Origin of the sequence: Hymenobacter sp. 5317J-9 (assembly GCF_022921075.1) — a bacterium.
Classification (GTDB): Bacteria; Bacteroidota; Bacteroidia; order Cytophagales; family Hymenobacteraceae; genus Hymenobacter.
The window spans coordinates 3,120,960-3,140,157 of record NZ_CP095050.1; the positions used below are offsets into that span (position 1 = coordinate 3,120,960).

Genomic DNA, 19,198 nt, shown 5'->3' on the forward strand with positions numbered 1-19,198 from the left:
CCCGGGCTTGGTTTGCCAGCGGGCGGCTCTGTTTTAATTATGCGACTCCTCCTTAGCCTTGCTGGTTCATTGTGTTTGCTGGCGCCCACGGCGCAGGCCCAAACCCCGGCGGCGCCTCCCACTTTCTACTCAACGTATACCTATACGGCCTACACCGTGTACGACACCACCAGCGCCGGCCCGCCCACCCGCGTGAGCGGCGTGGGCGGCACCCTCACCCTGCGGGCCGATGGCACCTACGAGAAGCACCTGAGCATTGTGGCCTCGGGCACGCCGCACTACTTCAACCAGACCGGCACCTTCGCGCTCGCCGGCGACAGCATTCGCTTCGCATTTTCCGACCTGAAAGGGGCCGACGTGCAGCGCGGCACCTTCCGCTTTGTGCCAACCACCCGCCAGCTTACAATTACCATCCTGGGCTACCCCTCCGGCAACCGCGGGGTGTACGACCTGGTGGCCACTCCTGCCAAAGCCCCCGGCAAGGCCCCCAAGCCCCGCCCGAAAGCTCCGGCCCGGCGTAAATAGCCGCGCATTTGGCGTCCCCCGCCCGTTCTGGCTAACTTGCGGCCCGTTTCGCCGATTCTGCCCCTTGGGCGCTTCGCCGCAGCGGTTCACAGCTCACTGTTAACTGAAAACTGACCCCTATGGGACGCGCGTTTGAATTTCGCAAAGGCCGCAAAATGAAGCGGTGGGACCGGATGTCGAAAGACTTCACCCGCATTGGCAAAGAAATCGTGATGGCCGTGAAAGAATCCGGCCCCAACCCCGACACCAACGCCCGCCTGCGCACCGCCATGCAGAACGCTAAAGGCGTGAACATGCCCAAGGACCGCGTGGAGGCCGCCATCAAGCGCGCCACCGGCAAGGACGAGAAAGACTACCAAGAAGTGGTGTACGAGGGCTACGGCCCGCACGGCGTGGCCATTGTGGTGGAAACCGCCACCGACAACCCCACCCGCACCGTGAGCAACGTGCGCCTGTATTTCAACCGCAACAACGGCGCCCTGGGCACGGCCGGCTCTTCGGACTACACCTTCACCCGCAAGGGCGTGTTCAAGCTCGACGCCGCCGGCCTCGACCGCGACGAGCTGGAGCTGGAGCTCATTGATTTCGGCGCCGAAGACGTGTACGAAACCACCGAGGAAGACGAGCACGGCGCCGAGCACAAATACATCGTGGTCGAGTCGGCCTTCACCGATTTCGGCCAGCTGCAGAAAGCCCTCGAAGCCAAGGGCCTGAACGTGGTGAGCGCCAACCTGCAGCGCGTGCCCAACGCCACCGTCAGCCTCACCGACGAGCAAGCCGAAGAAGTGCTCACCCTCATCGAAAAGTTTGAGGAAGACGAGGACGTGCAGGCCGTGTACCACACCATGGGCTAGTGGCCACGGCATCGGTGGGCGCGGGCCCGCACCCGCTGGCGTACCGCCCGGGGCTGGACGCGGTGCGGGCCGTGGGCATCCTGCTGGTCATTCTGGGGCACTGGACGCACCCGCGGTTTCCCATCAGCAACATGGGCAGCATGACGTTTTTCGTGCTGAGCGGCTACTTCATTTCCGGCATCATCTGGAAACAGAAGGTGTACGTAGGCGCGCCGGGCGGCTGGCCGCGCCGGCTGGGCATTTTCTATTTGCGCCGGCTTACGCGCACGCTGCCACCGTATTACGTTTCGCTGCTGGTGGGCGCGGCCTTGCCCCTGGCCACCTTGCACGAGTACCCGCTGTGGTTCATCGTGCCGGTTTCCAACCAGCTCTTCTACCACCTGCAGCACTGGGGTGAAGGCGTGGGCCACTACTGGACCATGGCCGTGGATGAGCAGTTTTACCTACTGTGGCCCGTGGCCCTGGCCGTGCTGCCCAAGCGCCTGCGCTGGCTAAGCCTGGTGCTGCTGAGCGGCCTGGCGTTTCGCTACGTGTGGGGTTATTGGGTGCACCCGGGCGCGTCATTGGTACTGGCCCTGATGCCCTCCTGTCTCGACATGTTTGCGGCCGGGGCCCTGCTGCGCCACGCCGAGCAGCAGCCCTGGGTGCGACGCTTTGCGCATTTTCGCTGGGTGGCCGTGGGCTGGCTGGCCTGGGCGGCAGTGTGGCTGCTGTTGTACGTGAATGAAGCCCACGAAATGTGGAGCCTCGTGTACCCTACTGCCGGCTGCTTGCCGGCCGCTCTCACGCTCAACTGGGCCTTGCACCAGCCCACGCGCCCTCCTTCTGAAAACCGGGTCCTGGCATTGCTCCGCTGGGTAGGCCAGCGCAGCTACGGCATTTATCTGTACCATCTTATGCTGCCGGTTTTTTATCAGCGGGCCGTGTATCGGCTGTTCCCCAGCACGGAGGCGCGACACTTCTGGCTGGGGCCATTGCCTACGGTTGTGTTTCTCTTGCCACTGGTATTCGTGCTGGCTTGGGCATCGTGGGTGTGGCTGGAAGCCCCCCTCAACCGCTGGAAGAACAAGCTGGAATACCAGCGTGCTTAGCCACTCGCGCAGTTACGAAGCCCCCCAATGCCGCTAGGGATGACTGGGCGCGAATACTTCCACCGTCTCGGGTAATCGTAGCACCAGCACGTTGTGCCCCACCCGCACGGCCGAATACGCCAGCCAGGCCGCCAGCACGCCGCGCTGAGCCCACGTTGCCCAGGGTTTCCCGGCTCTGGGCCAAGCTGCCAAGGCTAGCAGCAGCACCGGGCCACTGAGCACCGCCGCATACCGCTCGGCATCGTACAGCCCTGTGGCGCCGCGCGTCATGTTCACGGCCAGCAGTAGCCCCAGCACATACACCAGCGCTGTAATCCAGAGCAGGCGCCGTCCGGCATCAGCCGCTGCGTTTGGCGCTGTTTTTTTGATGCTTCCCAGCCAAAGCCAGCTCAGCCAAAGCGGCAGCGCAACCGAAAACAACCCTGCGGCCATTGTGCGCCAACCAGCCGGCAGCGGCAAAAACCAACGCAAGAACACAAACCCGTAATCCGAAAACGAGCCCCACAGCTTTGCCAAGGTCCCAAAGCCACGGTCCGGACGCGTACCCGCCACCCGCTCCGCGTAATAGTTCCAGGCCACGCCTCCCGCTGCCGCTGCCGCCCCGTGCAGCAACAGCAGCCGCCACTTCCGCAGGCGCCCCGGATACAACAGCGCCCCTACCCCCACTCCGGCCAGCAGGGCCATGCCCGCCGTACGCTGCAACGGAATGAGAAAAGCCGCCCCAGTGGCCACTGCGAGCCAGCCAGCACGGTCGGTTCGGCACCATTGCAACAACGCATACACGTACGCGGCCAGCAAGAGCGCAAACACTGTTTCTGACCACACAAATGCCGTCGGCACCATCATGGCCGTGCTCAGGGCCAGGGCCCACGGCAGTACCAGCGCCCGCTTGACCGGCAGGAGCATGCGGCCCACCATTCCCCACAGCCACAGGTTTCCTGCCAGCGCTAAGCCGTGCAGACAGCGGGTGGCCCAGGTGCTTTCGCCTATTGCCAGCAGCAGGGGGTACAGCGGCCCCCAGTAGCGGTACAGGCTACCATCGGGGTGCAGCAGGCGCCCACTTTGCGCCCAGCTGCGGGCAGCTGCCATGTAATAAATCGAGTCGCTGGTTGTGTGCAGCCCATTTGCAGTCATGTGCCAGAACAGCCCAACCAGCGCAACAGCCGCGCCCGCCAGGTTCAGCCGGAAAGCTCCATCAGGCCAACCATTGTCGTCAGTATCTTTCTCGATGTGCACGCGACTTGATAAAGGTGAGCTACAAAAAAGCCGTCGCAGCAGGGCTACGACGGCTTTTTCCAGAATAATTCAGCGTTTAGTCGACGTTGTCGTGCAGGAAGCGGTTGTCGCCCAGCAGTTCATTGTCGTCCGACAGGTTGAAGCGCGAGATGTTTTGCGCCGAGCTGGGCTCCACGTTTTCCAGCTTCACCTGTCGACGCAGGTAGGCGGGCGTGTCGTATTGGCTTACCGCCTCGGGGGGCAGGCCGTTGCTCAGCTCCTGCAGGCGCCGCCGGCGCTCCAGGGCCTGGGCATCCATGGCCGGGCGCGGGCGGCCAGCGCCAGCCGCAGTGGCCTCGGGGGCCGGGGCGGGTGCGTTCGAGGTCAGCACGGGCTCACCGGGAGCGGTGGCCGGGATACCTGCCAGCGGCGGTGCCGTGTGGGCCGAAGGTCCATTCAAGTCGAAGGTCACGCGGGCCGGCTCGGGGGCCCCAAAGCTGGGCACAAACGGCGCCGAAGTCGGGTTAGAAACCGGCGCAGGCGCTGCCTCCGTCCGGGGAGCCTCCGCAACCGGAGCAGTGGCGGCAGGCTCAGCCGCAACCGCCCCGCCCATAGCGGGCGTGGTGATGGAATGCGCCTCGCGTGCAAAACCCGTGGCAATCACCGTCACCCGGATGCTCTGGCCCAGCGACTCGTCGATGCCGTGGCCGAAAATCATTTCCGCGTCCTGACCGGCTTTCTCCTGGATATACTCCGTGATTTCCGTCAGCTCGTCCATCTCCAGCTCGTGCTCAGCGCCCGACATGATGGAGAGCAGAATGCGCTGCGCGCCGTGGATGTCGGTGTTGTTGAGCAGCGGCGAGTTCAGGGCTTCCTCGGCGGCGCGGCGGGCGCGGTTTTCGCCTTCGGTCACGCTGCTGCCCATTACGGCGGCCCCGCTGTCCTTCATCACCGTTTTCACGTCTTCAAAGTCCACGTTCACGTCGGCCGTCACCGTGATGATTTCGGCAATGGACTTGGCGGCCGTGGTCAGCACGGTATCGGCCTTGGCAAAGGCGGCGCCCATGGTCAGGTTGCCATAAATCTGCGGCAGCTTGTCGTTGAGAATCACCAGCACCGTGTCGCAGTGTTCGCTCAGTGCTTTGATGCCTTCTTCGGCCTGCTGGCGCTTCTTTTTGCCTTCAAACATGAAAGGCGCCGTCACGATGCCCACGGTGAGGATGCCCAGTTCCTGCGCTACCTGCGCAATTACCGGGGCCGCCCCCGTGCCCGTGCCACCGCCCATGCCAGCCGTGATGAATAGCATCTTGGTGCCTTGGTTGAGCAGGTCGCGGATTTGCTCCTTGCTCTCGATGGCGGCCTGGCGGCCACGCTCGGGCTTAGCACCCGCGCCGAGGCCCTCGGTCAGGTCCACGCCAATCTGCAGCTTATTGGGCACCGTCGAGCTTTGCAGCGCCTGGTGGTCGGTATTGCAAATAATGAACTCCACGTCCTTGATGCCCTGCTTATGCATGTGCTTCACGGCATTGGAGCCCCCGCCACCCACGCCAATCACCTTGATGATGGACTTGTTCTGGGCCGGAATGTCGAATTTGTAATTCATAATAAAGTTGTCATGTTGAGCGAAGCGAAACAACTTATCGCGCCCGCGCCGCAATGGTTTAGCATCTCTGATTAACGCAGCCTTGATAAGATGCTTCGTTTCTCAGCATGACAGTCGGATTTAGTAAGATTTATCGTCGTAATCGTCAATCAGCAGCCCTTTGGTACGGGTGATGATGTCCTTGAAGAAGCGGCTGGCCGCACCGGGCTCCTTCTGCTTGGCCGGCTGGGGGGCCGGGGCGGGAGCGGTAGGCGTAACAGCGCGCGTCTCGACCGGAGCCGGCGCGGGCGCGGCCACCGGCTGCGGGGCAGCATAATACGCAGGCGCGGCGGGCAGCTCTTCGTGGTCGTAGGGCGTGCGCGAGAGGTTGCGCTCGTCGAGCGAGTGGTAGCCCGACAGCACGAGGCCCACCGTGGTGGCATACATCGGCGACTTCACGGCCTCGATGCGGCTCTTGCCAAGGTGTTGGTTGGGGTAGCCGATGCGGGTGTCTAGACCGGTGATGTACTCGGTGAGCTGCTCCAGGTTCTGCAGCTGCGAGCCGCCACCCGTCAGCACAATGCCGGCCGACAGCTTATCGTGCAGGCCCATGCGATAGATTTCGGCATACACCAGCTCCATGATTTCCGACATGCGGGCCTCGATGATGTATGCCAGGTTTTTCAGCGACACTTCCTTGGGCGGGCGGTTCGGCAGGCCGGGGATGCTCACGATTTCGTAGTCGCTGGCTTCCTGGGCAATGGCTTTGCCAAACTTCACCTTCAGCTGCTCGGCTTGGCCGGGGGCCACGTTGCAGCCGGCCTTGATATCCTGCGTGATGATGTTGCCGCCAAACGGAAGCACCGCCGCGTGGCGGATGATGCCGTCCTTGAACACGGCCAGGTCGGTGGTGCCGCCGCCGATGTCAATCAGGGCCACGCCGGCTTCCTTCTCTTCCTCCGAGAGGATGGACATGGAGCTGGCCAGCGGTTCCAGAATCAGGTCGGCAATTTCCAGCCCGGCCTTGGTCACGCACTTGTTGATGTTGTTGATGGCCGTGCTCTGGGCGGTGATGATGTGGAAGTTGCCTTCCAGGCGCACGCCCTCGTAGCCCACGGGGTCGGCGATGCCTTCCTCGTAGTCCACTTTGTAGTCCTGCGGCATCACGTGGATGATTTGCGAGCCGGGCTGTGTCACGAGGCGATACATGTCCTGCGTGAGGCGGTTCACGTCGTCCGGGCCGATGGTATCGTGCGAGTTGCGCGTGATGCTGCCGTTGTGCTGCAGGCTCTTGATGTGCTGGCCGGCAATGCCCACGTTTACCACTCCAATGCTAATTCCAGACTGTTCTTCGGCTTGCCGAATGGCCCGTTTGATGGCGTCTACGGTCTTGTCGATGTTGAGCACGATGCCGCGCGAAACCCCTTCCGACACGGCTTTGCCCATGCCCAGAATTTCGAGTTTACCGAACTCGTTTTTGCGGCCCACCAGGGCGCAGATTTTTGTAGTACCAATGTCGAGCCCGACGACGATTTTGTCTTGTTGCATAGGAGCGGTGCTGGCGAGCAATGAAAACGCGAGAGTTGTGAACGGTGGGATTTTCGACCTTACGGCCTATGTGTCAGCGAATTACTATTCGCAAATAATCTGATTTTGGTATTCGACGTTTACGCGGTGGTAGGTGTCCCACCCCAAAACTGACGGAATTTGCCGGTAAAATACCATAAGCTTGGCAAATTTTTCGGAAATATTTTCGGGCAGCCCAAATTCGATGCGCTGGTCCCCTACCTGCTGGGTAAACGACAGCTTGCCGCTTGGCTCAATGAACACCTCCGATACCTGCGCTTTCCAGAATTCGTGCTCGTCGACGTACCGCAAAAACTCCAGGTAGCGGCGCCCGACGCTGTCTTGGAAAAATGCAGTTGGCAGATTGGCGCCGTTGGGCCGTGCGACAGTCGCGACGCGGGCCGTAAACAGCGGCGAAAGCGGTAGCACGTGGCCTTCGGCGTCGACGTAGGTATCGAGGCGGGTATCGGGATGCGTGAGGCGGGCAATGGGCCTGTTTTGGCGCACGTCGGCGTGCAGGTTGCCGGCCAGGTCGCGGTACACCTGGGCGTCGCGCACGAAGGGATGAGCCTTGAGGCGGGCCTCTAACTCGCGCAGGCGCGGGCCTTCGGGCACGGTGCCCACCACCGGCTCTTTGCCGCCGCGGGTGAGCAGGGCCTTGACGCCGCGCTCGCTGATGAAGAAGTTATCGAACTCGTTGGCGATATTCACCTGCACTTCGCTCACGGGCCGGGAGGACTGGCGCACGGCGGCAAACACGCCCAACCCGCCCAGCACCAGCAGGCAGGCAGCGGCAACAAGCAGGTTTCGTACGGTGCGGTCCAAAAAGAAAAGGATTGGGATAGATGAATGAAATCTGGGCTAGCCAGCCAAGGGGCTATTTCCAGCGTTCTGTGAGCACGGCCCGCAGCTGGGGCACCAGGGTGTCGATGTCGCCGGCGCCTACCGTGGCCAGAACGTCGAACGACGTTTCAGATTGCGCGGCTTTCAGCACCTGCTCTTTAGTCAGGATGGCTTTGGTCGGAGCGGTGATGTTGGCCAACAGAATATCGGAGGTAATACCCGGCAGTGGTTTCTCGCGGGCTGGGTAAATATCCAACAAAAATACCTCATCTGCAATGCTTAAGCTTTTGGAAAAGCCTTCGGCAAAGTCCCGGGTGCGGGTGAAAAGGTGGGGCTGGAAAACGACGCGCAAACGCTTGCCTGGATACAGGGCCCGCACCGAGCGCAAAAACGCCTCGATTTCGCGCGGATGGTGGGCATAATCGTCTAAATAGACGTTTTGGCCAGCCGTCACCACAAACTCAAACCGGCGCTTTACGCCGCGGTAAGCCGCTACGGCTGCCCGTAATTTTTCTGGCTCAACGCCTTGTATTTGAGCCACGCAGGACGCCGCCAGCATGTTTTCCACGTTGTGGTAGCCCGGCACGGCCAGCTGCAGGTCGGCCACAATGCCCTGCGGGCCGTGCAGGTCGAAGTGGAACTGGTGGCCTTCGGCCGAGATATTGGCGGCAAAAAGTTCGGGTCCCTGGCTGGCGTTGAGGCCGTAGCGGATGACGCGGGTGCCGGCCGGCGCGGCGGCGGCCACGCTGGGGTCGGCGGTGTGGTTGATGAGCAGGGTGCCGCCGGGCTTGATTTGGGCCACAAACTGGCGGAAGGACTCAATCAGGGCCGTTTGGTCGCCGTAGATGTCGAGGTGGTCGGCGTCGGTGCTCGTCACGATGGCCACGTCCGGAAACAGGGTCAGGAAGCTGCGGTCGTACTCGTCGGCCTCCACCACAATGGGCGCGGCGGGTGTGGCGGGCAGCAGCAGGTTGCTGCCCAGGTTCACGGCAATGCCGCCCAGAAAGGCCCCGGCATCGAGGCCGGCGTGGTGCAGCAGGTGGGCCACCATGCTGCTGGTGGTGGTTTTGCCGTGCGTGCCGGCCACCGCAATGGTGTAGCGCCCCTGGGTGAGCACGCCCAGCACCTGGCTGCGCTTGCGAATATCGTAGCCTTTTTCGCGCAGCCAGGCCCATTCCAGGCTATCGGCCGGGATAGCGGGCGTGAGCACGACGAGGGTGCGGTCCCGGTTTTCGCGCACTGCGAGGGGGATATTCTCCACCGCATCGGCGTAGTGAATGGCGATTCCCTCGTTCGTCAGGCTCTGCGTGAGAGGCGTTTCGGTCTTGTCGTAGCCGCTCACCTGGTGGCCGTTGGCCCGGAACCAGCGCGCCAGCGCCGACATGCCGATGCCGCCGATGCCGAGAAAAAAAACGTAGGGAAACTGCTCCAAGGGCCGTCGTTAATGAAAGTGCAAAGGTAGAAGCCAAACGGGCAGAATAGGCCAAAACTGCGGTTTTTGCCCTAATTTTAACTGCCTGTCGTCACTTTTTCAGCAGGCCCAGCAGCTCGTCGACGATGGTGGCGGTGGCTTGGGGCCGAGCCAGCTCCCGCACGCGGCTGCTGAGCTGCTGCTGGCGCTCAGGGTCGGCGAGCAGGCGCAGGGCTTCGTCGTAGAGGCGTTCGGGGGCGTGCTCGTCGGTGATGAGCACGGCGGCGCCTTTGCTCATCAGGGCCAAAGCGTTTTTGGTTTGGTGGTCCTCCGCCACGTTGGGCGAAGGCACCAGAATGCTGGCTTTGCCGGTAAGGCACAACTCCGAAACCGATAAGGCACCCGCGCGGCTGATTACGACGTCGGCCGCGGCGTAGGCCAAATCCATGCGCTGGATGAATTCCAGGGCGTGCAGGTTGTGGGGCTGGTCGGCCTGCTGGCGGGCTTCGGGGAAATACAGCTTGCCGGTTTGCCACAGAAGCTGAATGCCGGCGTCGCGCAGGCGCGCAATGGCGGCGGCCGTGGCCAGGTTGAGGGTGCGGGCGCCGAGGCTCCCGCCTATCACCAGCAAGGTTTTCTTGTTCAGGTCGAGGTCAAAGAACTTAAGGGCTTCGGCGCGGTTGCCGCTGGCTATTTCAGTGCGGACGGGGTTGCCGGTCAGGACGAGCTTTTCGGCGGGGAAAAACTTTTCCATGCCGTCGTAGGCCACGCATATTTTGTTCACCCGCTTCGCCAAGAGCTTATTCACCAGGCCGGCGTAGGAATTCTGCTCCTGAATGAGCGAGGGAATGGCCCGCGAAGTCGCCGCCAGCAGTACCGGCGCCGAGGCATAGCCCCCCACCCCCACCACGGCATCGGGCCGAAATTCCTCAATCAGCTTGCCGGCTTTGCGCACCGAGCGGAACACGCGCACCGGAAACAGAAGATTTTGCGGGGTGAGGCGGCGCTGCAGGCCGGTGATGTCGAGGCCCACAATGTTATAGCCGGCTTCGGGCACACGGGTCATTTCCATGCGGCCGTTGGCCCCCACGAAAAGGATTTCGGCATCGGGCAGGCGCCGACGCAGCTCATTGGCAATGGCCACCGCGGGGAATATATGGCCGCCGGTGCCGCCGCCGGAAATAATGAAACGGAGGGGAGTATGGGTCATGTGGGAAATTGCGTCTGGACAAGAACGTCATGCTGAGCTTGCCGAAGCATCTCTACCGCGAAGAGTAATCAGTTACTGCTCCGGTAGAAATGCTTCGGCAAGCTCAGCATGACGTTCTTTTTTACCTTTTACCGAAGTCGCTACGCATACGCCGCGCGCTGGCTGGGGATGCGCGCCGTGTCGTCGGGCTCGCCGGTCATGGGGCGCACTTCGCGCTCGCCGCGGCTCACGGCCAGGATGATGCCAATGCTGATGCCGGTGAAAATAAGTGAGGTGCCGCCCATGCTCAGCAGCGGCAATGGCAGGCCGGTGATGGGGCCCAGTCCCACCGCCACGCCCATGTTCACGAGGGCTTGCAAGACCAGACTAAAACTGAGCCCGGCGGACAGCAGCCCGCCAAAAGCCCCGTAACTGTTCATCACCGTTTTCAGCCCTCGATAGAGGAAGGCTAGGTAGAGGAATAGCACCACGGCGCCGCCCAACAGGCCGTATTCCTCAATGATGATGGCGTAGATGAAGTCGGAATACGGGTGCGGCAGGATGTTGCGCTCGGTGCTTTTGCCGGGGCCCTTGCCGGCGATGCCGCCCGTGGCAATGGCGATGTAGCTGTGTTCGAGCTGAAAAGGCGTTTTCTTGGTGGGGTCGGAGAAGTTGGTGATGCGCGACTGCACGGTTTTCCAGCGTTGGCCGCTGGCCAGGGCCGTGCCCCCCACCGTGACGCCGATGAGCACCATCACCAGCATCTGCTTGAGCGGCACGCGGCCGATGAACATGAGCAGCAGGCAAGTAGCAAACAGCAGCGACGAGGTGGAAGCGTTGGTAAGCGCAATCAGGCCGCAAATAATGCCCACCCACAGCATTACCGGAAACAGCGTGGTCCAGAAGTCCTGCAGGTGCTGCTGGCGGCGGCTGAGCATGCTGGCCAGGTGCGAAATCAGGGCCAGCTTGGCCAGGTCGGAAGGCTGGAAAGTCTGGTTGATGACCGGAATGGTCATCCAGCGCGAGGCGCCGTTGGTTTCGCCGCCCAGCAGGTAGGTAAAGAGCAGCAGCGGCACCGAAATGAGCAGCGCGTACAGCGCCAGCCGCGAATAGTAGCGGTAGTCGATGCGGTGCGCCAGCCACATGAAGCCCAGGCCGGCCACAATCAGGGCGCTGTGCTTGAGCAGGAAGGCCTCGGTGTTGCCGTTCATCTTCTTATACGCCAGCGTGCCGGTAGCGGAATACACCACCGCGATGCTGATAAAGGAAAACAGAAACACAATGGCCCACAGAATGGGGTCGCCTTTGAGGTTACGTTGCAGCCAGTCTTTCATGATACTGTGGGGAAGTTGGCGTAGAAATTCTTTGTGGGCAAGGCCTGCTTACCGGCACTTGGGACGGCGGGCAGGTCCGATTATTTCTTCAGTTCGGCCACCGCGGCGGCGAATTGCCGGCCCCGGTCTTCGTAATTTTTGAACAGGTCGAAACTGGCGCAGCACGGCGAGAGCAGCACCACGTCGCCGGGTTCGGCCAGGGCTGAAGCGCGGGCCACGGCCTCGGCCATGCTTTGCGTTTCTTCGAGGTGCGGCACCACGTTGCCGAAAGCCGCCCGCAGCTTGGCGTTGTCGACGCCGAGGCACACCAGCGCTTTCACCCGGCTTTCGGCCAGGTGCAGCAGGCTGCTGTAGTCGTTGCCCTTGTCGGTGCCGCCCGCAATCCAGACAATGGGCTGGCGAATGCCATCCAGCGCATACCAGGCAGCTTCCACGTTGGTGGCCTTGCTGTCGTTGATATAGCGCACGCCGCCGATTTCGCCCACCGGTTGCAGGCGGTGGTCGGCGTTGTGGAACGTGGCCAGGGCGCTTTCAATCTGCCCGGAGTTGAGGCCGGCCACGCGGGCGGCAAGTACGGCGGCCATCATGTTCTGGCGGTTGTGCTGGCCGATGAGCGGCGAATTAGCCGTGCTTATTTCTTCGGTTTCGCTGTAGTAGCCGGGCAGCATGTCCAAGCATATCACGTCCTCCGACTTGTAGTAGGCCGCCAAGTGCACATCGGGCCGGTGGTGCAGGCTGAAGGGCATTTTGTGCACCGGCCGCAACGCGGCTTTGAAATACCGCTGGATGTTCTCATCGTCGGCATTGTAGATGAAGTAGCCGCTACTGTCCTGGTTGCGCACGATGCGCAGTTTGGCTTGGGCGTAGTTCTCTAGCGAGTAGCCGTAGCGGTCCAAGTGGTCGGGGGTTATATTGAGCAGAATGCTAATCCAAGGCTGAAAATCATAGGTATCGTCCAGCTGGAAGCTACTCAGTTCCACTACGTAGTACTCATGCTCATTGGCGATTACCTGCTCTGCCATGGAGTAGCCCACGTTGCCGGCCAGCCCTACCTTCAAGCCCGCTTCTTTCAGCAGATGGTAAATGAGCAGCGTGGTGGTGGTTTTGCCGTTAGTGCCCGTGATGCAGATGCACTTGGCCGCGGTGTAGCGACCGGCAAACTCAATCTCGGAAATGACGGGAATGTTGCGCTCCCGCAGGGCCTGAATAACCGGTGCCTTTTCCGGAATGCCGGGGCTCTTGATGACTTCCTCGGCCTGCAGGACGCGCTCCAGCGTGTGCTGGCCTTCTTCAAACTCGATGCCCGCCCGGGTGAGCTGCTCCTTGTAATCGGCCTGAATGGCGCCGCGGTCCGACACGAACACCGCGTGGCCTTTGGCCTGTGCCAGCAGGGCCGCGCCCACGCCGCTTTCGGCGGCTCCGAGGATGACAATGTTCATACCTAGCGCAGTTTCAGGGTTACCAAGGTGATGACGGCCAGCATGATGCCCACAATCCAGAAGCGCGACACGATTTTGGATTCGTGGTAGCCCAGCTTCTGGTAGTGGTGGTGCAGCGGCGACATGCGCAGCAGGCGCCGGCCCTCGCCGTACTTCTTACGGGTGTACTTGAAGTAGCCCACCTGCACCATCACCGACAGGTTCTCAATCAAGAACACGCCGCAGAGAATGGGAATAAGCAGTTCCTTGCGCACGATGAGCGCCAGCACGGCAATGATGCCGCCCAGGGCCAGCGAACCCGTGTCGCCCATGAATACCTGCGCCGGGTAGCTATTGTACCACAAAAAGCCGATGCAGGCGCCCACGAAGGCCGTACAGAAAATAACCAGCTCGCCGGAATCCGGAATAAACATGACGTCCAGATAATCAGCCAGCAGCGCGTTGCCGCTCACGAAAGCGAAAATGGCTAGCGTGATACCAATGATGGCCGAAGTGCCGGCCGCCAGCCCGTCGAGGCCGTCGGTGATGTTGGCGCCGTTGCTGACGGCCGTAATCAGGAAGATGACGATGGGGATGTAAAGCAGGCCGTAGAGGCCGTTGAACAAGGAGCCGGCCGTGGCAAACAAGTCGCCATAGTTCAGCTCGTTGTTTTTCATAAACGGCACCGTGGTAATCATCAGGTGCACGTCTTTGAAAAACTTGGTCGCCTCAATGGCCGAGTACTGGCCGTTGGGCAGCAGGTACTCGCGCACCGTGATTTCGTTGCTGTAAAACAACACCCAGCCCACCGTGATGCCCAGGCCCACCTGGCCCAGTACCTTGAAGCGGCCGCTCAGGCCTTCCTTGTTCTTGCGGAACACCTTGATGTAGTCGTCCAGGAAGCCAATCAGGCCCAGCCACACCGTGCTCAAAATCATGAGGATGATGTAGATGTTGCGTAAGCGGGCCAGCAGAACCACGGGCACCAGAATGGCCAGGATGATGATGAGGCCACCCATGGTGGGGGTGCCCTTTTTCTCGTTTTGGCCCTGCAGGCCCAGGTCGCGGATGCTCTCCCCTACCTGCTTTTTCTGAAGAACGCGAATGAGGCGGTGCCCAAACGTTTGGGCGATGAGCAGGGAAATGACCACCGCCAGGCCGGCCCGAAACGTGGTGTACTGAAACACCCCGGTGCCGGGCAGGTGAAAATGGTCGTGCAGGTAACGGAAGAGGTAATAAAGCATTCAGATTCGGTTAGCGCGAGGGACTACTTGCCCTGCGCGGCAAAAACTTCGGTTAAAATCAACTTGTCGTCGAAGGGTGCTTTGACGCCGCGAATTTCCTGATAATTCTCGTGGCCTTTGCCCGCCACCAGCACAATATCGTTGGTGCCGGCTAGGCGCACCGCGGTTTCGATGGCTTGGCGGCGGTCGGCTACGGTTTGCACTTTGGCCGAGTCGGGGGCCGTGACGCCGGCCTGCATCTGGGCCAGAATCTCGTTGGGGTCCTCAAAGCGAGGGTTGTCGGAGGTGAGGACGACCTTGTTGGAAAGGCGGGCGGCCAGGTTGGCCATGATGGGGCGCTTGGCCGCGTCGCGGTTGCCGCCGCAGCCCACCACGGTGATGATTTGCTGGCTGGGCTGGCGGATTTCGTGCAGCGTCTGCAGCACGTTTTCCAGCGCGTCGGGCGTGTGAGCATAGTCCACGATGCCCGTAACAGTCTGCGCGGGCGACACCACCGGCTCGAACCGCCCGGGAGCCGTGGTCAGGCCCGAGAGGATGGTGAGCACCTCGGTGGGGTCTTCGCCCAGCAGCACGCCCGCGCCGTACACGGCCAGTAGGTTGTAGGCATTGAACACCCCGATGAGGCGGAACAGGATTTCGCGGCCCTCGATTTTGAGGTGCAGGCCGTGCACTTCGTTGGCCACGAGCTTGGCCCGGAAGGTGGCCGCGCCGCGCAGGGAGTAGGTTTCGCGGCGGGCGGCGGTGTTTTGCAGCATCACCGGGCCGCGCTTATCGTCGGCGTTGGTGAGGGCGAAAGCGGTTTTGGGCAGGCCGTCGAAGAAAGCTTTTTTGGCTTTCAGGTAATTGTCGAAGGTGCCGTGGTAGTCGAGGTGGTCGTGGGTTAGGTTGGTGAAGATGCCCCCCACAAAGCGCAGGCCCGTGATGCGGTGTTGGGCCACGGCGTGGCTGCTCACTTCCATGCAGGCGTGGGTGCAGCCGGCGGCCACCATGCGCGCCAGCAGCGCGTTGAGCCGAATGGCGTCGGGGGTGGTGTGCGTGCTGGGAATCACTTCCTCGTCAATCTGATTCTGCACCGTGCTCAGCAGGCCAGCGTGGTAGCCCAGCTCACGCAGCAGCTTGTGCAGCAGCGTGGCGCAGGTGGTTTTGCCGTTGGTGCCCGTCACGCCAATCAGCTTGAGCTGGCGCGAGGGGTGCCCATGAAACGCCGCCGCCATATGGCCCAAGGCTTCGGCGCTGTCCTTCACCAACACGTAGGCCGTGCTGGGATTGAGCGTAGCCGGCAGCGCTTCGCAAATCACAGCGGCCAACCCCTTCTCCACCGCACCTGCTATGAAATTATGCCCATCGGTAGCGGTGCCGCGCAGGGCGCAGAATGCCACGCCCGGTCCCGCTTCGCGCGAGTCGAGGGTAAGGCCGGTGATGGCCACGTCGGTGGGGCCGTGCTGGGCGAGCACGGCAACGTCGGTGAGCAGCGAAAAGAGCGGTAGGGAAATCATCGGGGGTCGTGAGAGTTGGCGTTTATGCGGAAGACGATGAAGGTCTCAACTTTCGTCCTGCCTCATAAACAGCCAACTCGATTAGGTGCGGCGCACAACGGGTTTTGTCGCAGCAGCCGTTTTCTTGGAGGTTTTGGCTGGTGCCGGGCTGGCAGTCGCTTTCGCTTTCGCCGCAGGTTTATTGGTCGATTTTGCAGTTGACGGAGCCGACGCAGAAGCCGGCTTGGCTTTGGGCTTGGCCACCTCAGCTTTCGCAGGCTTTGCGGCGGGTTTGGCAGTAGTCCTCAGTTTGGCCACCGCCGCCACAGGCTTTGCTTTTGTGGCCGATTCCAATTCCACGGGCACCAGCAGCTTGTTCTCGGCCAGGTCGGTGTGCTCGGGCTCGGGCAGGGCGCGGGGGGCCGTGAGGCGCGGGCCCGATTCTTCCAGCGTGAGCGTAATAATGTCGCCACGCTTAATGGGCGCACCCACCGGCAACGACTGCTCTTTCACGCGGCCCGTGCCCACGGCGCGCACGTGCAGTCCTTTGTTTTCGAGCAGAAACAAGGCGTCGCGGCGCGTGAGGCCGCGCACCTGCGGCACCCGGCCGGTTTGCACGGGATTTACCACCAGCGCCACCGTGCGGGCGTGGAAGGCGGTATCGGAGGCCGCGCGCACCCATTCTTCGCCGCCCGTGGCCTGGGTGTTGCCGGCCAGGCCCAGCTTCTGGCACACCAGGGCCAGCTCGTCCTGCATGCCGGCGCGCACCAGCGGCACGTGGCTCTTGTTGAGGCGGGCCTTGGCCAGCAAGGGGCGCTGGCTGAGCAGGTCGCGGGCCATGCACTTGTCGGCCACTTCGCGGAACACCGGGGCGGCCACGTCGGCGCCGTAGATGCGGCCGTTGCGGGGCGAGTCGACCACCACAATGCAGCTGTATTTGGGCTTGTCGGCCGGGAAATAGCCGCAGAAGCTGGTCGAATACGTTTTGGTGTACTGGCCGTTCTTGAACTTCCAGGCCGTGCCGGTTTTGCCAGCAATGCTGTAGTCCTTGGGCCGGATGCTACGGGCCGTGCCGGCCAGCACCACGCCTTCCATCATGGATTTCACTTTGGCCAGGGTAGCGTCGGAGCAGATTTTGGGGTTCAGCACTTTGGTTTCGTTGTGCTGAATGACCTGGTCGGCCACCTTGATTTCGCGCACTATCATGGGCTGCACCTTCACGCCGCCGTTGGCCACGGCATTGTAAAAGGCCAGGGTTTGCAGCGGGGCCAGCTTGAGCTCGTAGCCGATGCTCATGGTGGTGAGCGAGGTGCGGCTCCAGCTGCGGTCGGCGGGGTCCTTCACGTAGGGCCGCGCCTCGCCGGCCATCTGGAAGCCCAGCGGCTTGTCGAGGCCGAACTTCTTCAGGTAGTCGGTGTATTCGGTTGGGTTGCCGGCAAAGTACTTGTCCACCAGCTTGGCCACGCCAATGTTGCTCGACTTCTCAAACACCTGCTGCACCGTGATGCGGCCGTAGCCGTGCGAGTCCGATTTCACGGCCCCGCCCACGTACATGCGGCCGTTGCCGGTGTCCACCATGTCGTCGAGGGTGATGTTGGGCCGGGCTTCCATCAGGGCCATCATCGAGGCCAGCTTGAAGGTGGAACCCGGCTCGGTACGGCCCTGGTCGGCAAAAGCGTAGTTGTAGTCCTCCTTGTACGTGTCGTCGGAGGCCTTGCCCAGGTTGGCCACGGCCTTGATTTCGCCGGTGGCCACTTCCATCAGAATCACGCAGCCGTATTGGGCATTGTTGTCCACCAAGGACTTGTAGAGGGCGTTCTCGGCCACGTCCTGCAGGTTGATGTCGAGCGTGGTCTGCACGTCGTAGCCCGGCTGGGGCTTGATTTCGGTGCCGTCGTACACGGGTTTCACGCCGCCCGGCACGCGCTCAAACAGCGCTTCGCCGGCCTTGCCGGCCAGGCTTTGCTCGTAGGTGTATTCCAAGCCGGCGCCGTGGTGCTCTTCGTTCACGAAGCCGATGGTACGCTGGGCCAGGCCCCCAAACGGCCGAAACCGCTTGTCGACCTTCTCAAAAATGGCGCCGCCGCGGTTGCGCTTGGCCCGGAAGATGGGCCAATTGGCCAGCTGCTTTTTCTCCTGAAAGTTGATTTGGCGCGAGTTGAGCCGGATGTAGCGGGCTTTGCCGTCGTGGGCATTTTTCAGGCGGCGCTTGTACTCCTGCACGCTGCGGTCGCCGAAGAAGTGCGACAAATGCCAGGCCAGCGAGTCAACCTCCGCCCGAAACAAGTCGTCGTCGACCACGCCGGGGTCCCAGGCCACCCGGTAAAAGGGCAGCGAGGTGGCCATGATGCTTTTGCCATCGCCGGCGTAAATGGTGCCGCGCGTGGCCGGCACCGGCAGGTAGCTGATGCGGCGCTCCTGCTCTAGGGCCCGCCACTTGCTACCTTCCTGAAACTGGATTTTGGTGGCTTTCCAGAAAATAGCGCACGAAAACACGGCCACGCCCAAAAAGGCGAGCCGCACACGGGTGACGATGGATTTTTTAACGCTGCCTTTCATCGGGAGTGGCTTCTGGCGGCCGGCGTGGCCGTGCGTGACGTGGGGCGGTTAGGTTTCCTGGCTTTGGAGGCCGCTTTATTAATAGCCTTGGCAGGTTTCGCAGGCTTGCTCTTTGCCCGGGCAGGCGAAGCCGCCCGGGTGGCAGCCGGCGCGGGGGCCGCGGCTTCGGTGGCGGCGGAGTCTCCGCTCAGCGGCTGGGGCGGGGCAATGATTTCGGGCCCGGAATCCTCGCTGCTCACCACACCGCGCTTGCGGCCGGCCAGCAGGTCGGCTTGTAGCGCGGCGGCCGAGTCGCGGGCGGCCCGGGCGGCCAGGGTATCGGCCGTGAGCACGGGCATCAGCTCCAGTTCGGCCGCGTCGAGGTGGCCGCTGGGCACGGTGATGCGGAAGGGTGGCGAGGAGCTTTCCACCAGGCCAAAGGCGGCCACCTTGCGGGCCACCTCGCTTTGCTTGCTGGCCTCCATGTAGTCCGATTTCAGGGTGGTGTAGTCGGCGCGCAGGTCTTCGGTTTCCTGCTTGAGGCGCTGGATGCTGCGGTTCATGCGGTTGCCGTAGTGCGTGTTGCCGATGTAGAGCAGCGTAAGCAGCATGATGAACAGTAAGTTGGGCAGGTAGCGCACCGGCAAGCCCTCCCGAAACAGCCCGTCGACGCTGGTCACGCGGTCTAGCAGCGAAAACAGGCTCCAGGAGCTGCGAGGTCGCGGCTCAGGAGCAGGCTTGCGCGGACGCTTGGCGGGCTCCGGCGTGGGCTCGGGAGCAGGAGGCGGAGGCAATTTTTCCACCACGGCGGCGGGCAGCACCACCGGCTCGGGCACGGCCATCTCGCGCGGCACGTTGGCGCGGCGGGGGCTGTCGGAAGGTCTAAGCGTGTTGGAAGCCACGGTCTGGGCGG

15 protein-coding genes are annotated in these 19,198 nt (G+C 62.4%); 3 read left to right on the plus strand and 12 right to left on the minus strand.

Features of this window, described 5'->3' with window-relative positions:
* Positions 1-39: 39 nt before the first annotated feature.
* The 3 genes from MUN81_RS13245 to MUN81_RS13255 all read left to right on the plus strand — a co-directional run bounded on the left by MUN81_RS13245 (position 40) and on the right by MUN81_RS13255 (position 2,470).
* Positions 40-525, plus strand: a complete 486-nt coding sequence (locus MUN81_RS13245) for a hypothetical protein (protein ID WP_245111090.1) — start codon at positions 40-42, stop codon at positions 523-525.
* Between the two features lie 119 nt (positions 526-644).
* Positions 645-1,379 carry a YebC/PmpR family DNA-binding transcriptional regulator gene (locus tag MUN81_RS13250; protein ID WP_245111091.1) on the plus strand — a complete coding sequence of 245 codons (735 nt, stop codon included), beginning with the start codon at positions 645-647 and terminating at the stop codon, positions 1,377-1,379.
* Entirely contained in the window at positions 1,379-2,470 is a 1,092-nt protein-coding gene (locus MUN81_RS13255) for an acyltransferase (protein WP_245111093.1), read from the plus strand. Before MUN81_RS13250 ends, MUN81_RS13255 begins: the two co-directional genes overlap by 1 nt.
* Positions 2,471-2,503: 33 nt before the next feature.
* Here MUN81_RS13255 and MUN81_RS13260 read toward each other — a convergent pair whose 3' ends face one another.
* From MUN81_RS13260 to MUN81_RS13315, 12 genes are all read right to left on the minus strand, one after another.
* A complete protein-coding gene (locus MUN81_RS13260) occupies positions 2,504-3,559 on the minus strand; it encodes a hypothetical protein (protein WP_245111095.1) in 1,056 nt (351 codons plus the stop codon).
* Positions 3,560-3,782: 223 nt separating this feature from the next.
* Positions 3,783-5,288 carry a cell division protein FtsZ gene (gene ftsZ, locus MUN81_RS13265; protein ID WP_245111096.1) on the minus strand — a complete coding sequence of 502 codons (1,506 nt, stop codon included), beginning with the start codon at positions 5,286-5,288 and terminating at the stop codon, positions 3,783-3,785.
* A 120-nt stretch (positions 5,289-5,408) separates the two neighbouring features.
* Positions 5,409-6,815: a cell division protein FtsA gene (ftsA, locus tag MUN81_RS13270; protein WP_245111098.1), complete on the minus strand. Its 1,407-nt coding sequence runs from the start codon at positions 6,813-6,815 to the stop codon at positions 5,409-5,411.
* Between the two features lie 84 nt (positions 6,816-6,899).
* The gene (locus MUN81_RS13275) at positions 6,900-7,658 is read right to left on the minus strand and encodes a hypothetical protein (RefSeq protein WP_245111099.1); all 759 of its coding nucleotides are present in this window, start codon (positions 7,656-7,658) and stop codon (positions 6,900-6,902) included.
* Positions 7,659-7,710: 52 nt separating this feature from the next.
* Positions 7,711-9,108 (minus strand): UDP-N-acetylmuramate--L-alanine ligase, encoded by a 1,398-nt coding sequence (murC, locus tag MUN81_RS13280; RefSeq protein ID WP_280638192.1) that lies wholly within the window; start codon positions 9,106-9,108, stop codon positions 7,711-7,713.
* Positions 9,109-9,199: 91 nt separating this feature from the next.
* Positions 9,200-10,297: an undecaprenyldiphospho-muramoylpentapeptide beta-N-acetylglucosaminyltransferase gene (gene murG / locus MUN81_RS13285; protein WP_245111101.1), complete on the minus strand. Its 1,098-nt coding sequence runs from the start codon at positions 10,295-10,297 to the stop codon at positions 9,200-9,202.
* Positions 10,298-10,437: 140 nt separating this feature from the next.
* Positions 10,438-11,613, minus strand: a complete 1,176-nt coding sequence (locus MUN81_RS13290; protein WP_245117391.1) for an FtsW/RodA/SpoVE family cell cycle protein — start codon at positions 11,611-11,613, stop codon at positions 10,438-10,440.
* A gap of 77 nt (positions 11,614-11,690) precedes the next feature.
* Positions 11,691-13,049: a UDP-N-acetylmuramoyl-L-alanine--D-glutamate ligase gene (murD, locus tag MUN81_RS13295; RefSeq protein ID WP_245111103.1), complete on the minus strand. Its 1,359-nt coding sequence runs from the start codon at positions 13,047-13,049 to the stop codon at positions 11,691-11,693.
* 2 nt (positions 13,050-13,051) lie between these two features.
* Positions 13,052-14,272, minus strand: a complete 1,221-nt coding sequence (gene mraY / locus MUN81_RS13300) for a phospho-N-acetylmuramoyl-pentapeptide-transferase (protein ID WP_245111104.1) — start codon at positions 14,270-14,272, stop codon at positions 13,052-13,054.
* A 23-nt stretch (positions 14,273-14,295) separates the two neighbouring features.
* Positions 14,296-15,768: a UDP-N-acetylmuramoyl-L-alanyl-D-glutamate--2,6-diaminopimelate ligase gene (locus MUN81_RS13305; protein WP_245111105.1), complete on the minus strand. Its 1,473-nt coding sequence runs from the start codon at positions 15,766-15,768 to the stop codon at positions 14,296-14,298.
* 81 nt (positions 15,769-15,849) lie between these two features.
* Positions 15,850-18,306: a penicillin-binding protein gene (locus MUN81_RS13310; protein WP_348533137.1), complete on the minus strand. Its 2,457-nt coding sequence runs from the start codon at positions 18,304-18,306 to the stop codon at positions 15,850-15,852.
* The gene (locus tag MUN81_RS13315; RefSeq protein WP_245111107.1) at positions 18,303-19,187 is read right to left on the minus strand and encodes an FtsL-like putative cell division protein; all 885 of its coding nucleotides are present in this window, start codon (positions 19,185-19,187) and stop codon (positions 18,303-18,305) included. The genes MUN81_RS13310 and MUN81_RS13315 overlap by 4 nt, the downstream gene beginning before the upstream one ends.
* Between the last annotated feature and the right edge of the window lie 11 nt (positions 19,188-19,198).

Excerpts from the sequence above, each read along its gene's own strand:
- MUN81_RS13245 (WP_245111090.1), top strand. The coding sequence starts at position 40 with ATGCGACTCCTCCTTAGCCTTGCTGGTTCATTGTGTTTGCTGGCGCCC.
- MUN81_RS13250 (WP_245111091.1), top strand. The coding sequence starts at position 645 with ATGGGACGCGCGTTTGAATTTCGCAAAGGCCGCAAAATGAAGCGGTGG.
- MUN81_RS13260 (WP_245111095.1), bottom strand. The coding sequence starts at position 3,559 with ATGGCAGCTGCCCGCAGCTGGGCGCAAAGTGGGCGCCTGCTGCACCCC.
- ftsZ (WP_245111096.1), bottom strand. The coding sequence starts at position 5,288 with ATGAATTACAAATTCGACATTCCGGCCCAGAACAAGTCCATCATCAAG.
- ftsA (WP_245111098.1), bottom strand. The coding sequence starts at position 6,815 with ATGCAACAAGACAAAATCGTCGTCGGGCTCGACATTGGTACTACAAAA.
- murG (WP_245111101.1), bottom strand. The coding sequence starts at position 10,297 with ATGACCCATACTCCCCTCCGTTTCATTATTTCCGGCGGCGGCACCGGC.
- murD (WP_245111103.1), bottom strand. The coding sequence starts at position 13,049 with ATGAACATTGTCATCCTCGGAGCCGCCGAAAGCGGCGTGGGCGCGGCC.
- mraY (WP_245111104.1), bottom strand. The coding sequence starts at position 14,272 with ATGCTTTATTACCTCTTCCGTTACCTGCACGACCATTTTCACCTGCCC.
- MUN81_RS13305 (WP_245111105.1), bottom strand. The coding sequence starts at position 15,768 with ATGATTTCCCTACCGCTCTTTTCGCTGCTCACCGACGTTGCCGTGCTC.
- MUN81_RS13310 (WP_348533137.1), bottom strand. The coding sequence starts at position 18,306 with ATGAAAGGCAGCGTTAAAAAATCCATCGTCACCCGTGTGCGGCTCGCC.